Below are 17,719 nucleotides of genomic sequence, written 5' to 3'. Positions count from 1 at the left end.
ACTTTAATATGTCCTACTATTATTACTTCGTTTTTGTCCATCCCGGGTTTTGTTTCAACTGCTTATTCAGTTCCAGTTCATCCGGCGGTATAGGCAATAAATAATCACGGTCCGGCTGGAATTGATATCCTTGTGGCAAATAATCTTTCAACGGATCCATCCAACCACTATCATTGGTAGAAACCAGTCCCAACGATTCTTGTGCTTTGGGTGAGAAACTCTTATAAAGAACTCCATCAGTTCCCAGATAAGCTCCCAAGCCTCGTTGCCCTTTTATCAGCTTATGACCGGCCCAACGCATCAGGTCATCCTGACGAAAGCCCTGGAAAGCCAGTTCGGCACGTCTTTCCCGACGGATTTCCTGCATAACAGGAGTCAGAGAGTAACCAAAGGAAGTAAAGTTAGGATCAATCTGAGTAGGACGTATATAAGTAACACCCGCACGTTCACGCAAAGGTTTTAATGTCTTATTCAAGACATCATCGTTACAAAGATTCAATTCTTCCGCAGCTTCCGCATAAGCTAGTAGCGCCTCCGAATAGCGAAATAATATAATTGCCATATGGCTGCCTCCTTCTACAAACGTAGTGTCAATACCCAAGCGAATATGAAATCCGGTAATATTCTTACCGTTACCGTCTCCATTCAGATTAGGAGAAGAAATATCCTTATTCTTCTCTTTTATTTCCTCGTCTGTTCCTGTATTATCATAGGCTCTCACATTCATCGGTTTAGAGCCTTTCGCTGTAGAACGGAACTTCGCTCCTGTATTCATGACCGACTGAATCAAACGAGGATCACGTTTTTCAAAAGTCGCATTAAAGTCCTTATACTTCTCATCATTCGGATTGATAAACGTACCATCCGCATTCAGATAATTATCAACCAGCGATTTTGATACACCTGCCGGGCCATCGTTATCTACAACTCCGCCACCAAGCAATCCACCTAAACCGTGGAACACACCATCGCCGGCATATTTCTTCCAGAATACAGCTTCCGTAATCTTAGAAAGATCATCCTTATTGAACAAATGAGCAAATGCATCACCTGGATTTACAGCTTCATTATCCGTAGCATCCGTATTCAGGCTCAACCCTGCTTTGAAAAGTTCGTCTCCCCATTTCATTACTTCCTTAAAGAAGTAGTCTGAGTTATCAGTTTCAGAAAATTCCGTCCCTTTATGATACTTTTCCCAGGACCCTTCATACAAAGCTACCCGCATTGCCAATATCATGGCTGCTTCTTTGCTGATACGCAAGCCACTGTATTTACTTCGCGACTGAAGCATTCCTTCTGAAGCTGTCTTCAAATCTTCCAATATAAATTTCGCCACATCCGAACGTGATGCAGGAGGAATCTGCAAACCAGCTACTGTTGCATTCTCATCCCACAACCGGTCCATCAAAGGGATATCCCCAAAACGAGTCAACAAGTAAAAATGCCAGTACGCACGCAGGAAATATGCTTCCCCTTTCAAAGAAAGAACATCTTCTGTTTCCTCATTCTCCGGAACACAATAATAATAAAAGAAGTAATTTACATTACGCAAATTCTGATATCCCTTCTGCCATTCAGACGAACCACTGAAAGCATTGTATTCTCCATTCAGACGCAGGTCATACTTTTCGGCAAGAATATTGTCACTGTTCTTTTCTTCACCTCTCACTCCCATACCATATTGAGAAGGAGCAGGAAGCGCCATATACAAGCCGTTAATGTAATTTTCCACCTGAGCACGGCTACATAAGTATTCTTCATTATTAGGTTCCGTCAATGGTTTTCTGTCCAGGAAGTCCGAACAAGCAGACAACATTACCCCAATGAAGGCTGTTAACAATATATATTTCTTTTTCATGTCTTTTCCTCTCTAATTAAAATGTAAAATCAAGTCCAAATACAAAGTTCCGGTTCATCGGATACACTTTACCGTTACCATTTTCTTTAGCCGGAGAAGTCAGTCCCGGTGCAGATTCATTGCTACCGCCTGCCCAGGTATTCACCTGATTCAAGGTTTCAGGATCAAACTGCTTGGGCAACTTTGTTATCGTAAATAAGTTGTCACACGTGAAATATACTTTTAGATTTTCCAGCCCTATGTTACGAAGCATTCTCTTATTAAAAGTATAAGATACCATCAGATTCTTCATACGCATATAAGCCGCATTCACCAAATATCGGGAAGTATTATAAGCAGAGTTGGCCTGAAAATCCGGTTTATTGAACTCAGTAAGTCTAGGCAGATAACCATTCGGTTGATCAGCACTAAAATAATCAAGATGTTCTTTAAAGAAGTTCTTTCCTCCGAAAAGGTAAGTACTTCCAGCCAGCGGGAAATCTCTTTTGGCAACCCCCTGGAACAAGGTGGACACTTCAAATCCTTTATAACCCACATTCAAATTAATACCGAAAGAATATTTAGGAGTTGCATTACCAATAACCCGCAAGTCACCATGATCGCTTAATGTTCCTTTACCCGGATCTACTTTACCATCGCCATCTACATCAAGATATTTCAAATCACCGCGTTGCCACTGGCTATCCGGTTTGAAGAAACTAAGATCCACTGTTCTCAGATAATCATCAATTTCGCGGTTGCTCATAAATAAGTCATCAGCACGATATCCCCAGATTTCACCAATATCCATACCTTCATAATATCCTTTGTTTGATGGCAACCCAGTATGGTTATTAAAGATGAGTCCTTCCGGATTGTTATATTTGGTAACAACAGCTTTGTAATTGAATAGATTAAAACCTACACCATAGCTGAAACCACACTTCAACTGGTCATGCCAATTGACAGAAAGCTCCCAACCACGATTTCGTAAAGTTGCATTGTTTACTTTGGCACGATCAGCATTTGCAATACCCCCGATAGATGGAATAGCCTCTGCCGGTCCGATCATATCACGTGTGGTACGCTGATAGATATCCGCCGTGATAGAAAGACGGTTATCCAGCAACATCAAATCGAAACCTAAGTTGGCATTATCCACCTTTTCCCAAGTAATATAAGGACTGACCATTTTCGGAGTTTTGGCTATCGTACCTTGAGTAGGTGTAGAACTGATACCCGGAAGCAACCAGGCATTAGGGTCAGCCGCCACAAGTGGCATCACTCCGATATAGTCATAATATCCGGCTCCGTTCTGATTGCCCAGACGACCATAAGAGACACGTACTTTCAACTGAGAGAATGGTAATTCCAATTTTTGGAAGTAATCGGTACGTGCAATATCATAACCAGCAGAGAAAGAAGGGAAAAATCCCCAACGATGTCCCGGAGCAAAACGAGAAGAACCGTCATAGCGCCCACTAACCTCAAGGAAATACACATTCTGATAATTCCAATTCATACGGGCATAAGCACCCATTGTAGCCCAATGTGTACGATTATCACCGGCATAAAGAGTTCCATTAGCATTGGCAAATGAAAATATATCATCACTTAACATTCCATCTTTATAGGTATATCCATCAGAATTTTCCTGCACTTCCATCTGGAAACCTGCCATTGCCTTGAAAAAATGTTCTCCCCATTGATGCGTATAAGAAGAAGATACATTCGGAGAAAGATAATAATTGAAGGCATCCCCGCGGGTATATGAACCCCATGTAGAGTTTTTCCAGTGCATTCCCGGATATTGATATCCCTGCGTATTCCCAGTAACGGTGTACAATTGTTTATTGGGGTTTTCATAAATAGGAGTTCCCCGTTCGAAGCTGTTCTTCTCCACATCCAGACGGACTTTCATTTCACCGACAATATCCCATCCCTCCAATGGAGTAATAACAGCAGAAAAAGACATAGCATCCGAAATACGATTCTGATTGTAACGGGATTGCTTCATACGCAAGAATTCATTCCAATCCGGAAGATTATATTCCGAATCAACAGGAAGAACTGTCGGACGATTAGGAAAAGCATTACCTACTGTACCATAAAAAATAGTCTGATTAGCCAACGGACGCTTGATTATGTTCAGAGTCATATTATTATTGAAATTGAATTTCAACCATTCATTCGCTGTTATCTGAAATTTAGTATTTATATTATATTTACTCAAATTATCCTCTACCTGATCCAGCAAACCTTCCTGATAGGTATATCCCATACCAACGTAATAGTTGAATTTATCCGAACCTCCTGTTATATTCAGGTTATGAGAATGGCGGATAGCAGACTTCTTAAAATAATAATCAAACCAATCAGTATTGGCATATACCGCATCCTGAGAACCGGCCCATCCTGTTCCCTGCTGATTAGGTTCTACACCCGGAAATTCTGCTGAATAAGGATTAGCCATAAAACCTTTCATCTTCTCGATCAGCTGATCAGAAAAAAGACGCTTCACCCCCATGTTATCATTACGTTCATTTACATAATGAGCAAACTCCAGGGAGTTCATCATTTCAGGCATATTAATAGGAGAACTGAAGCCGACTGTTCCACGGTAAGTAATACGTGTCTTTTCCTTCTTACCGCTTTTCGTTGTCACCAATACCACACCATAAGCTGCACGAGCACCGTAAACAGCAGACGCAGAAGCATCCTTCAGTACACTGATACTGGCAATATCGGCAGGATTCACATTCTGCATACTCTGTTCTACACCGTCCACCAGTACATAAGGTTCACCACCATTAATAGAACCGATACCACGAATATTAAATTTAATCTCTGCTCCCGTTTCACCACCGACACCACTCGCCGTAGCATCAGAAGCGAAATTCAAACCTGCCACATTACCTTGTAGCGCACTGGTCAAATCGGTTACAGGACGGTTAACAATAGCTTTCTCATTGACAGTAGCTACAGCAGCCGTAATGGTATTACGTTTTTGCTTATCCATACCTACTACAACGACTTCATCAAGTACTTTTGAATCTTCTTTCAGCACAAAACGATTACCTTCCAGTTTTGTCACCTTTACTTCGAGCGGAGAAAAACCGACATAAGAGATAGTCAATGTGTTTCCAACTTTTCCTTTTATAGAGAAATTCCCGTCAATGTCGGTTATAGCACCTTCTTGCGTTCCTTTCAACATGACCGTGGCTCCGATAACTGTGTCGCCTTTATCATCCACCACTTGTCCTTTAATCATTTGTTGCTGCGCAAACGCTCCTGAAGGAAATAAAAGGAGGAGCATCAGAAGAACAACAAAGTAGCTTTGTTTTTTCATAAGCTTCTTTTTTTTCATAATACTACAATTTAATAATTAAAGATACTAATTTATTAGCTAACAAAAATAAATCCCAATACAATTAAGATTCGAAAGTTCTCACCAACTCATTTAAATAGGTAGGACTTTCGGCAACAAAAATAGGCACAAGCCCGAAAAGCGATGTTCTAAATTCACTATTTCGCCTCCAATTTTGTCTAAAATAGTCCATTTCACCGCATTTTTCATGGTGACAGACATTATCAGACAACTTTTGAGACAAAAGAAGAAAGGCGGTAATATTCATTTCCGAATATCTCCGCCTTTCTTCTTTGTAAATTATATACCTAAATATATTGGCTATCGTTTTGAATTAAATTTTCTTTACTTCATCAACTGTCAATCCGGAAGATTTAACGATCACCTCTACAGGGATTCCTGCCTTTTTCAAATTACGGGCAATCTGGATCCGGGCCTCTCTTTCTCCTTCTGCACGACCTTCGGCACGTTCTGTGAAAATGTTATCTCTCAAAATCACAATATTATCCAAATGCCGGTAATACGCATTCAATTCTTCCTTCGTCATCCGGTCAAGTTTCAGCCTTTGGCGGGCTTCATTCAGTCCAGGAGCTGTAGCAGTATCCGGAATATCTCCTGTATTCAAATAATAAATCCATTCTTCAAGAGGACTTTTGGCTACCTGGTTAAAATCATTCACCTTCAATATATAGTACTCCGGATATAACTGGCTTACGCTATCCACTTTGAAGGTCTGTTTTTGAAAAGGAGTCAGTTCCAGAATATCCCCTTGATGGATGCCACGAAACTCCGTTTTACCATGATAAACAAGATCCTTGCCGCAGCCTAAAGAGAAATATACGATATTGACACTGTATACTTTACGGACTTGGTCATACCCTTCTCCACGATTGATATATTCGGTTACTAACTTAGAAGCTCCGAAAAGCATACGTTGAAAATAGGCGTATTCATTATTATTCTGAACTTCAATCAAAATCAGTTCACCTTTAGAATTCTCAGCAAGCATATCCACACGGTTATACTTATCGAACTCATCTTCCTGATTACTTTCACTTTCCAATAACTTCTGAATCAAGATTGTTTCACCCAGAAGAGTAGTCAAAAGGCCTTCGAGTACGGCGAAATTGGCTTTATTACGCAAAAGGCGTTTCATCGCCCAATCGAAACGAATATAATTACTTGGCATAGGTTCGTCTCCTTTCTCTGTTTCTATTTTCATAATAACAAAGGTACACGAAATATGTTAGATTCCAAAGCAATATGTTTATATTCACAAGCGTTTCTTTTCTATCATCCTAATCTTTTCACAAACTCTTCCGCCCGTGCCAACGTCTCCGGCTTGCCGATATCAATCAGTTCCAGCTTTTCCGTAAGATAACCGCAATAATCCGTTTGCCCGCAGGTAGCCAGATAAAAGTCCATAATAGAGAACTTGCCTTCCCAGCACGGCACTTCCATCAACTGGAAGACAGCAGGCGAAAAAACATGGATACCGCTAAAGGCATACTCTCTATACAGCGACTCATCATATAGGAAACCTTCGGGCCTCACCTGTCCCGTATCTTTGTTGATCCATCCGCACAATCTTTGTTCCGCATCAAAAAGCAGATAACGGGAAGTTTTACGCCGGCTGGCGAGCAAGGTGGCTACACTTCCGTTCCGCAAATGAAAGTCATACAGTTCTTTCAGATTCATATCCGAAAGAATATCCACATTATGCACAAGGAAGGGTTCATCGGAATTTTCAAAGAATCGACGGGCTTTTCTGATTCCTCCCCCCGTATCGAGCAGCAGGTCCCGTTCGTCGGAAATATGCAACGTCAGTCCGAAATCATTGTTAGCTTTCAGAAAATCAATAATCTGCTCACCGAAATGATGGATATTAATCACTATTTCGGTAAAACCGGAAGCTTTCAGTTTCAAAATCACATGCTCCAGCATCGGACGTCCGGCCACGGGAACAAGGGCTTTGGGCATCGTATCGGTCAGTGGTTTCAGCCGGCTGCCCAACCCGGCTGCAAATATCATTGCTTTCATTACACAGTTGCCTCAAAAGTACGCTCTATATTCTGTTCGCGGTGCACCAGCTCCACTTTCACGCCAAATTTGCGGTTCAGGTGCTCTGCCAGATGCTGCGCCGAATAAACCGAACGATGTTGCCCTCCGGTACAGCCGAAGCAAACGGACAAATTACTGAAGCCACGTTCCATATATCGCTTCACCGAAGCATCTACCAACGCATAGACAGAGTCGAGGAAACGGAGAATTTCACCATCTTCTTCGAGAAAACTGATCACCGGTTCGTCCAGTCCCGTGAAAGGTTTGTAGCGTTCGTACTTACCGGGATTGTTCACGGCACGGCAGTCAAAGACATAACCGCCGCCATTACCGGTAGGATCATCGGGAATCCCTTTCTTATAAGCAAAACTCATCACTTTGACGGTAAGCTGCCGTTTCTTGAGATCGTCGGTGAATTGCTTGAGTTCGGTAAGTTCGCGTAACACATTGCAAAGATACGGGTATTCAGGGTACGCCTCTTTGAGCAAGTCACGCAGGTTCTGGATAGCAAAAGGAACACTCTGGATAAAATGAGGTTTCTTCTCAAAATACCCCCTGAAACCGTAAGCTCCGAGCACTTGCAACGTGCGGAAAAGAACAAAATGACGAAGCTGACTATAGAAATAGGGCTCGTCGATAGGCTGATATTTGCGCAGGGCATCGATATACTCCTTCAGCAATTCCTGACGGAGACTATCGGGATACTTCGCCTTTGCCTGCCACAGGAAAGAAGCGACATCATAATAGAACGGCCCTTTTCGTCCGCCCTGAAAGTCGATAAACCACGGCTCACCGTCTTTGATCATCACATTGCGGCTCTGAAAATCGCGGTACATAAAAGTAGCGGAAGAACTGCGCAGCAGCACATCACTCATCTTCTGAAAGTCGTCCTCCAGTTTATCTTCCTGAAATTCCATGCCGGTAGCCTTAAGGAAACAATATTTGAAGTAATTCAAATCCCAAAGGATAGAACGCTGATTGAACTCCGGCTGCGGATAGCAACGGGAAAAGTCGAAGCCGTCGGCTCCGGCAAACTGTATGGCAGGAAGCAAACGGACCGTCTTGCGGAGCAACTCTTTTTCCTCTTCGGAAAATACGCTGGTAGCACGTCCTTTCTCGATTGCATGAAACAAAAGGGTATCTCCCAAATCCTCCTGAAGATAGTAACTCTTATTTTCGGAAACGATATGAACTTCGGGTACAGGCAGGCCGGACTTGCGGAAATGGGCTGCCATATAAAGGAAAGCATCATTCTCCTCGACAGACGTGCCACATACGCCGATCAGGGTTTTCGCACCTGTCAGCCGGAAGTAGCGGCGGTTGGAACCGGAAGATGGTAATTCTGTTATATTCTCTGCGGGAACTCCCGTATATTCCTGATATAGTTTCTGTAGTTCTTCGGTAATCATAGTCGTACATTTTCGAGCAAAGATAAAGATTATAGATAAATTAATATCATCTTTGCTCAAAACTCTATATCATTTTATTCAATATTCATCCGAATGTATTATCTTTGCTTCTGTTTACTCGACCTAATTCAATGAAAGCAAGACTCTATATCGTCCTATGCATCGCATTTATCACACAAATGGCCGGTGTCCTTCCTTTACAGGCGGGGCATTACTATTACAAGCAGATTTCTCTGAAAGAAGGACTACCTTCCACCGTCCGGTGTATCCTTACGGATGAACAGGGATTCGTGTGGATAGGCACCCGCTCCGGTCTGGGACGGTTTGACGGCCACGAACTGAAGAAATACATCCATCACGCAGACGATCCGCATTCGCTGCCTCACGACCTCGTCCTTCAGATTGCAGAAGACGAACAATACAATATCTGGATCTTGACTGATAAAGGGGTGGCACGCTACCAACGGCAAAGTGACGACTTCTACCTGCCAACCGACGAAAAAGGAAAGAACATCACCGCATATTCCACCTGCCCTACCCCAGAGGGGTTATTATTCGGAGCCAAAAACAAAATTTACTTTTACAGCTACCGGGACGGTTCTTTCCGCCTGCTGCAGGAATTCGACCAGACACCGGATTTCAGAAACTTCAATATCACGATACTCAGCCTTTGGGATGAAGAAACTGTACTCTGTTGCAGCCGCTGGCAAGGGCTGCTCCTGCTCAACCTAAAAACCGGAGCATACAGCCGCCCGCCTTTCGACTGCGGAAAGGAGATTATGAGCATGATCATCGACTCGAAGAACCGGATATGGATTGCCCCCTACAATAACGGGCTCTACTGTTTCGACCGGAACGGAAAACAACTGGCATCATACACCACCCGCAACTCCTCGCTGAGCAACAATGTCATACTCAGCCTTGCCGAACGGGAGAACAAACTATGGATCGGAACGGACGGAGGCGGTATCAACATCCTCGAACCGGAAACCGGACAGCTTTCCCTGCTGGAACACATCCCCGGCAGAGACAACTATTCGCTCCCCGCCAACTCCATCCTCAGCCTCTACAACGACCGTAACAACAATATATGGGCAGGAAGTATCCGGAACGGACTGATCAGCATCCGCGAAGTGTCAATGGTGACCTACACGGACGTAGTGCCCGGCAACGACCGTGGACTGAGCAACAACACCATCCTCAGCCTCTATCAGCAGTCCGACGATAAAATATGGATCGGAACAGACGGAGGCGGAGTCAACCTTTTCAATCCTCTCACGGAGAAGTTCACCCATTATCTCTCTACGTGGGAAGACAAAGTGGCATCTATCTGTCAGTTCACTCCCGACAAACTACTGATCTCGCTCTTCTCACAGGGAGTGTTCGTCTTCAATCCGTCTACCGGAGAGAAACAACCGTTCACAATCATTGACGACGAAACGACCACCCGCCTCTGCAATCGGGGAAAAGCGGTCAACCTGTATCAAAACAGCCCCGACAACGTGCTGCTGCTCGGCGACCACGTCTATCAATACGACCTGAACAAACGCACTTTCCGGATTGCCACCGAACAGGAGGGACAGGACATCATCGGCGCTCTTCTGCCCATCACCAATCACGAAGACTATACCTATCTCAACGATACGAAACGTATCTACCAACTGGACAAACGGAACAACCGCCTGACGTCTCTGTTCCGTTGCTTCAACGATACGGTCATCAATTCCGTTGCGCGTGACGAATACGGAGACTTCTGGATAGGGAGCAACTACGGACTGATCCACTATAATCCCGCTACCAAAGTACGTACTCCCTTTACCACCACGCTATTCACGGAAGTAACGCTCATCGTGTGCGATCAACAGGGAAAAGTATGGTTCGGAACGAATGACATGCTTTTCGCATGGCTCATCAAAGAAAAGAAATTCGTACTGTTCGGCGAATCGGATGGTGCCATTCAAAACGAATATCTTTCCAAACCCCGTCTGCTGAGCAGCCACGGAGATGTCTACATGGGCGGCGTCAAAGGACTGCTGCATATCAACAGCAATCTGCCGCCGGCTACTTCCGAGCTGCCCAAACTGCAATTATCGGATGTCATCGTCAACGGAGAATCCGTCAACAATGAACTGTGCGGTGACCCGACCGGAATTTCCGTTCCCTGGAACAGTAATATAAGTATCCGTATCATGTCCAAAGAAGAGGATATCTTCCGGCAGAAAGTGTATCGGTATCAGATAGAAGGGCTGAACGACCAGCAGATCGAATCGTACAACCCGGAACTGGTCATCCGCTCGCTTCCGCCCGGTGATTATCAGATTATGGCTTCCTGCACAGCAAAGGACGGCAGCTGGATTCCCAGTCAGCAGATACTGGAACTGACCGTACTCCCTCCCTGGTACCGCACATGGTGGTTCACGCTGGGCTGTGCCTTGTTAGTAACCGGAATGATTGTCGAAACTTTCCGGAGAACACTGAAACGAAAAGAAGATAAGTTGAAATGGGCCATGAAGGAGCACGAGCAACAGGTGTACGAAGAAAAAGTACGTTTCCTGATCAATATCAGCCACGAACTGCGTACTCCACTGACACTGATCCACGCTCCGCTCAGCCGCATATTGAAGTCCTTATCCCCGGCAGATACCCAATACCTGCCGCTGAAAGCGATTTACCGGCAGTCTCAGCGAATGAAGAATCTGATCAACATGGTGCTCGATGTGCGCAAGATGGAAGTGGGAGAAAGCAAACTGCTCATACAGCCTCACCCGCTCAACGAATGGATCGAACATGTATCGCAAGATTTCGTCAGCGAAGGGGAAGCAAAGAATATACAGATTCATTACCGGCTCGATCCACGCATCAAAATAGTGAGTTTCGATAAGGACAAATGTGAAATCATTCTGAGTAATCTGCTGATCAATGCACTGAAACACAGCCCGCAAGACACGGAAATCACCATCACTTCGGAACTGCTTCCCGAAGAAAAAAGAGTACGCATCTCCATTACCGACCAAGGTTGCGGATTGCAGCAGGTAGACACACAGAAGCTCTTCACCCGTTTTTATCAGGGCATGGGCGAACAGAGCGGAACGGGCATCGGCTTGTCTTACTCCAAGATTCTAGTGGAACTGCACGGCGGCTCCATCGGCGCACGAGACAATTCGGAATCGGGAGCTACCTTCTTCTTCGAACTACCGCTGAAACTGGAATCGGAAGAGATCATCTGCCAGCCCAAAGCATATCTGAATGAATTGATGAGCGACGACAGCGGCAAGCAGTCACAAGAGGAAGACAACTTCGCCACCGCTCCCTACAGCATTCTGGTGGTAGACGACAATCCCGACCTGACGGACTTCTTAAAGAAAGCACTGGGAGAATACTTCAAACGTATATTGACTGCCTCTGATGGCGTAGAGGCACTTCAGCTTATCAAAAGCCATACTCCCGACATCATCGTAAGTGACGTCATGATGCCCCGCATGAACGGATACGAGCTTTGCAAAAACATAAAGGAAGACATTGCGATCAGTCACATCCCCGTTATTCTGCTGACGGCAAGAGACGACAAACAAAGTCAGATGAGCGGCTACAAAAACGGTGCGGACGCCTATCTGACCAAACCGTTCGAAGTGGAAATGCTGATGGAACTGATCCGTAACCGACTAAAAAACCGTGAACATACCAAGAAGAGATATCTGAACGCAGGACTGATCCCCGCTCCGGAAGAAAGCACCTTCAGCCAGGCAGATGAAACGTTCCTGCTCAAACTAAACAAGATCATTCAAGAGAATCTGGACAGTAGCCGATTGGATATTCCTTTTATATGCAAAGAAATCGGCATGAGCCGGGCCTCTCTTTACAACAAGCTGAAGGCACTGACGGACATGGGAGCCAATGACTATATCAATAAGTTCCGGATGGAGCAGGCAATTCTACTGATCACCGGCACGGAAATGTCATTTACGGAAATTGCGGAGAAAGTGGGATTCACTACTTCCCGTTATTTCAGCACGACTTTCAAGCAGTACACGGGCGAAACACCGACTCAATATAAAGAGAAACATAAGAGAGAGACATCAAAAACAATTAATCAATAAAACCCCTAATATACAAATTTCTTAACACATTATTTTTATGAACTACAAATTATTTTCTTTAGTAAGCGGTACGCTTATTCTTTCCAGTCTGTCTGCCAGCGGACAGAAAAACAACACAAAGCCGAATATCCTCTTCATCCTCTGCGATGACATGGGATATGGCGATCTGGGATGCTACGGTCAGCCATTCATCCGCACCCCCCATCTGGATGCGATGGCAAGCGAGGGTATGCGCTTCACACAGGCATACGCAGGAAGTCCCGTCAGTGCTCCTTCCCGAGCTTCATTTATGACAGGGCAGCATACAGGACATTGCGAAGTACGGGGCAACAAGGAATATTGGACGAACGCCCCCACAGTAATGTATGGCAACAACAAGGAGTATGCAGTAGTCGGTCAGCATCCTTATGACCCCGATCACGTTATCCTGCCCGAGATAATGAAAGAGAACGGATATACCACCGGTATGTTCGGCAAATGGGCGGGAGGTTATGAAGGTTCCTGCTCCACTCCGGACAAACGCGGGATAGACGAATATTTCGGCTACATCTGTCAGTTCCAGGCCCACCTTTACTATCCTAATTTCCTCAATCGCTACAGCAAGGCATTAGGCGACACAGGCGTAGTACGTGTCATTATGGACGAGAACATCAAGTATCCGATGTACGGTGCCGATTATCAAAAACGCCCGCAATATTCGGCGGATATGATTCACCAGAAAGCAATGGAATGGCTGGATGAGCAGGACGGCAAACAACCGTTCTTCGGAGTGCTGACTTATACCCTGCCCCATGCGGAACTGGTTCAGCCGGAAGACTCTATCTTAAATGAATATAAAGAGAAATTCAATCCTGACAAGAGCTACAAAGGCAGCGAAGGATCGCGATACAACGCGATCACGCATGTACACGCACAATTTGCAGGAATGATTACGCGACTGGACTACTACGTCGGAGAAGTACTGAAAAAGCTGAAAGAGAAAGGACTGGACGAGAATACACTGGTCATTTTCTCCAGCGACAACGGCCCTCACGAAGAAGGCGGAGCTGATCCTACATTCTTCGGCAGAGACGGTAAACTGCGTGGCTTGAAACGCCAATGCTATGAAGGAGGTATCCGTATCCCATTTATCGCCCGCTGGCCGGGACGTGTACCTGCAGGTACAGTGAACGACCACATCTGCGCTTTCTACGACCTGATGCCTACTTTCTGCGAGATCATCGGCGAAAAGAATTACGTAAAGAAATATGCGAACAAAGACAAAGAAGTAGATTACTTCGACGGCATTTCCTTCGCCCCGACATTACTGGGAAAGAAAAAGCAGAAGGAACATGACTTCCTTTACTGGGAATTTAATGAAACAAATCAGATTGGCGTACGCATGGGAGACTGGAAGATGGTAGTAAAGAAAGGGATACCTTTCCTTTATAATCTGGCAACGGACATTCATGAAGACAACAATGTGGCCGACCAGCATCCGGAGATTGTAGAAAAAATGAAGGCAGTTATCTTTGCACAGCACACGCCTAACCCAAACTTCTCCGTTACACTACCGGAGAAGAAATAAGGTAATAAAAGTTTATCATTTAGGCACAGATTTCGCGGATTACACGGTTTTCAGAGTTGAGTAATTAAAAAACGTGTAGTTCCGCGAAATCCGTGCCTGACTGTTATCAATAGCCGAATAATCCGCTATTGATCCGAGAATTTCCGTGCGGATTCTTTTTCTTCCTCCTGTCTCTTCCTATACCGGATATACCGCAGTGACCACTCATGCATTTTCTTCAGAAACTCCTCTTCTGTGAGCGTATCATAGTAATAATTAAATATACGCTCGTAATAGTTCAAACACTTATCATCCCTTTTTTTAGCATTTCGTAAGTTCCCTTACTCATGCCTATAGCTTGACACATGACTGAAATACCCACTTTCTCGCATTTAAGTACCTCTTCGATAAAAAGGCCGAATGCAAAATGATGATACTCTTTTTTCATTTTTTCTTGTTTTAAACGTTAATAATAATTTAGTTGTTATAAAAATATTCACATTAGTTCGGATATGTCCGAACTGCCGTTATATCATTTTGTCCTAATTTTGCGCTGCGTTTCAAAAACAGAACCGCATTATTAAAAGAATTAACGATAAATGTTATGACAAACAATTTCAGAATGTCTTATTTCATGCCCCCGATTGCTCCCATCAGGAACGAACAAGGACAAACCGTTACACCCGCCACACTCACTCCCTTCTGCGAAGTTTCGGTCGAACAGGTATATCAGATGATCACCTGCAACGAAAACCTCAAAGCACTGACCGAACAAGTGCGAAGTGCCGGAGACCTGCGAATGGCAAAAGCCTCTTTACTCCCCTACGTAACCCCATGCGGCATATTCATCCGCCGGAGTAGTAAATTCTTCGCATCGCCTTCCGGGCTCGTAGTGGTAGATATAGATAACCTCGACTCCTATCATAAAGCTATGGAAATGCGTCGTACACTGTTCGACGACCCTTTCCTCTGTCCCATACTTACATTCATCAGTCCCAGCGGCCGGGGCGTGAAAGCATTCGTACCTTATAGCAAACTTTACGCAGACGATCAGACACGGAACGTAAAAGAAAGTATAAACTGGGCAATGCAATACATAGAAATAACCTACGGAGCAGAAATGAACGACTCCACAGAAACTCCGCCAAAAGCCGTAGACACCTCCGGCAAAGACATCGTAAGAGCCTGTTTCCTCAGCCACGACCCACAAGCACTATTCAGAGAGTATTGAACAGTCAATCTTGAATAACCAACAGTGAACTATCTATTATCAATTATCCATTAAGAAAATGACCAATATTGAATCTTTACGCCTCATCACTGAGGCAGTCGAAACGGCAGGTGCCGACATTGCACCCTCTTACACCGAGTACGTACAATTAGCATTCGCCATCGCAACAGACTGTGGCGAAGCAGGACGCGAGTTTTTTCACCGCCTGTGCCGGATATCCGCCAAATATCAGCGTGAGCATGCCGAACGAATGTTCTCCAACGCCCTTATAAAGCAGCATGGAGAAATACATCTGGGAACGGCTTTTCATCTCGCAGAATCGACAGGAGTGAAAATCTGCCGGGAGGAAGTTATGAACAGCCGGAAAAATGCAGAAAATGCACTAAATGCACCCTACAATTTTCCCACACACAGGCGCGCGTATAATAAGGTGGAAGAGGAAGAAAACGACAACGACGAAAACACCAATGCTCCAGAAGAACTCTCGACAGACAGTGATCCTCTACAACCCCTGCCTACTTTCCCCGAAGCAGACTGGCCTAAAATCCTAATGCTCATTATGAGCTATGCCACTTCTCCCACACAACGGGACATACTCTTGCTCGGAGCACTGACCGCACTAGGAGCTACGATGGAACGCTATGTGAGATGTTCCTATTCCGGAAAATACCAGTCTCCTTGTCTGCAAACCTTCTTTGTAGCCCCTCCTGCTTCGGGAAAAAGCGGACTTTCACTTATCCGCTTGCTCGTGGAACCTATTCATGACAAAATTCGCCAACAAGTGGACGAAGAAATGAAAGCCTATCGGAAAGAAAAGAAAAACTATGAGTTGCTGGGCAAAGAGCGTGTCAATACAGAAGCACCTCAGATGCCTCCCAACAAAATGTTTCTTATCTCGGGCAACAACAGCGGCACCGGCATTCTGCAAAATATCATGGACGCCAACGGAACAGGACTCATCTGCGAAACCGAAGCGGACACCATCGCCTCCGCCATCAGTTCCGAATACGGCCATTGGAGCGACACGCTCCGCAAAGCCTTCGACCATGACAGACTGTCCTACAACCGACGTACCGATCAGGAATACCGGGAAGTAAAGAGAATCTTTCTTGCCGTCCTGCTTTCGGGGACACCCGCACAAGTGAGAGCCCTCATCCCGTCGGCGGAGAACGGACTTTTCTCCCGCCAACTGTTCTACTACATGCATGGCATCTATACATGGGCTGACCAATTTGCGTGCGGAGAGATAGATCTGGACGAAATCTTCAGGTCCATAGGCAGGGATTGGCAACTAAAGCTGGATATACTGAAAGAACACGGCATCCATACGCTTCGCCTCACCGACGAGCAGAAAAAGGAATTCAACGCTCTCTTCTCCGATTTGTTTTTCCGTTCGGACATTGCCAACGGCAACGAGATGAGAAGTTTCATAGCCCGTCTGGCTGTCAATATCTGCCGCATCATGTCAACGATAGCCATGTTACGGGTGTTGGAAATCCCCCAACCCTATCAGCTTAAGAGTTCTGACAGATACGCTCCTGTTCCGGACAAGGAAATTCCCGCAGATAACGTCAAGGACGGCATTATTACCCGTTGGGATATAACTATCACTCCTGAAGACTTTAAAGCTGTTCTTGGGCTTGTAAAGCCTCTCTATCGGCATGCCACGCATATATTATCTTTCCTGCCATCTTCGGAAATCCCCCACAGGGCTAACGCCGACCGTGACGCCTTCTTCGATGCGCTGGGTGACGAGTTCACCCGTACACAGTTGACGGAACAGGCTACAGCTATGGGAATCAAACCAAACACCGCACTCTCCTGGCTGAGACGTCTCGTAAAAAAGGGCCTCTTTGTCATGAAAGAAAAAGGGACTTACGTACGCGCACGTGTGTGCGTGTGTTAGGGATGCCCCGTAAAAGTGCATTTTTGCATCGGTTGATAACTTTGCGTCATAGGGAAATAACGTTTTGTAGAAGCTAAAGCACTGCTTTAGATACCGTAAAGCTAAGCTTTAGAAGTCGTAAAGCATAGCTTTAGCTAGGGTTCTCCCAGCGCATCCACGATCGCCCTCACCTCCAACGGAGTGTAAGAACGGTGCTGCGGCTGATAACCTAAATCGGACAGGCGTTCCTGAAGACCGGGACAGCGGACGATCCATTTATTCATTT

General features: G+C 45.1%; 11 protein-coding genes. 4 read left to right on the top strand and 7 right to left on the bottom strand.

The window, feature by feature from the left end:
* Window positions 1–22: 22 nt before the first annotated feature.
* The 5 genes from DW640_RS12990 to DW640_RS12970 form a co-directional block, all read right to left on the bottom strand.
* Window positions 23–1,858: a RagB/SusD family nutrient uptake outer membrane protein gene (locus DW640_RS12990; RefSeq protein WP_117578344.1), complete on the bottom strand. Its 1,836-nt coding sequence runs from the start codon at window positions 1,856–1,858 to the stop codon at window positions 23–25.
* Window positions 1,859–1,874: 16 nt separating this feature from the next.
* Entirely contained in the window at window positions 1,875–5,204 is a 3,330-nt protein-coding gene (locus tag DW640_RS12985) for a TonB-dependent receptor (protein ID WP_008762099.1), read from the bottom strand.
* A 334-nt stretch (window positions 5,205–5,538) separates the two neighbouring features.
* Entirely contained in the window at window positions 5,539–6,426 is an 888-nt protein-coding gene (locus tag DW640_RS12980; RefSeq protein WP_117578342.1) for a PD-(D/E)XK nuclease family transposase, read from the bottom strand.
* Between the two features lie 71 nt (window positions 6,427–6,497).
* Entirely contained in the window at window positions 6,498–7,244 is a 747-nt protein-coding gene (locus DW640_RS12975) for a nucleotidyltransferase family protein (RefSeq protein WP_172556807.1), read from the bottom strand.
* On the bottom strand, window positions 7,244–8,674 hold the full coding sequence (locus tag DW640_RS12970; protein ID WP_008762096.1) for an RNase adapter RapZ: 1,431 nt from the start codon (window positions 8,672–8,674) through the stop codon (window positions 7,244–7,246). The genes DW640_RS12975 and DW640_RS12970 overlap by 1 nt, the downstream gene beginning before the upstream one ends.
* A gap of 131 nt (window positions 8,675–8,805) precedes the next feature.
* On the opposite strand from DW640_RS12970, the gene DW640_RS12965 reads away from it, so the two are divergent.
* Together DW640_RS12965 and DW640_RS12960 are read left to right on the top strand one after the other, a co-directional pair.
* Window positions 8,806–12,771 (top strand): two-component regulator propeller domain-containing protein, encoded by a 3,966-nt coding sequence (locus DW640_RS12965; protein ID WP_117578340.1) that lies wholly within the window; start codon window positions 8,806–8,808, stop codon window positions 12,769–12,771.
* Between the two features lie 37 nt (window positions 12,772–12,808).
* Entirely contained in the window at window positions 12,809–14,338 is a 1,530-nt protein-coding gene (locus DW640_RS12960) for an arylsulfatase (protein WP_008762095.1), read from the top strand.
* Window positions 14,339–14,615: 277 nt separating this feature from the next.
* Here the strand turns inward: DW640_RS12960 and DW640_RS23755 are convergent, their stop codons facing one another.
* Complete coding sequence (locus tag DW640_RS23755; RefSeq protein ID WP_199610367.1) at window positions 14,616–14,765, bottom strand: hypothetical protein; 150 nt, start codon at window positions 14,763–14,765, stop codon at window positions 14,616–14,618.
* A gap of 156 nt (window positions 14,766–14,921) precedes the next feature.
* Between DW640_RS23755 and DW640_RS12955 the strand changes: the two genes are divergently transcribed.
* Together DW640_RS12955 and DW640_RS12950 are read left to right on the top strand one after the other, a co-directional pair.
* Entirely contained in the window at window positions 14,922–15,548 is a 627-nt protein-coding gene (locus DW640_RS12955; RefSeq protein WP_103878170.1) for a BT4734/BF3469 family protein, read from the top strand.
* Between the two features lie 58 nt (window positions 15,549–15,606).
* Window positions 15,607–17,454, top strand: a complete 1,848-nt coding sequence (locus DW640_RS12950; protein WP_117578338.1) for a DUF3987 domain-containing protein — start codon at window positions 15,607–15,609, stop codon at window positions 17,452–17,454.
* Between the two features lie 134 nt (window positions 17,455–17,588).
* On the opposite strand, the gene DW640_RS12945 is transcribed toward DW640_RS12950, so the two are convergent.
* A partial coding sequence (locus DW640_RS12945; protein ID WP_117578336.1) for a DUF4248 domain-containing protein occupies window positions 17,589–17,719 on the bottom strand: 131 nt, incomplete at its 5' end.

Origin of the sequence: Bacteroides sp. AM23-12 (assembly GCF_003434395.1) — a bacterium.
Lineage (GTDB): Bacteria > Bacteroidota > Bacteroidia > Bacteroidales > Bacteroidaceae > Bacteroides > Bacteroides thetaiotaomicron.
Note: the sequence above shows the minus strand (reverse complement) of the source record. Positions and strands in the feature narration are given on the sequence as shown.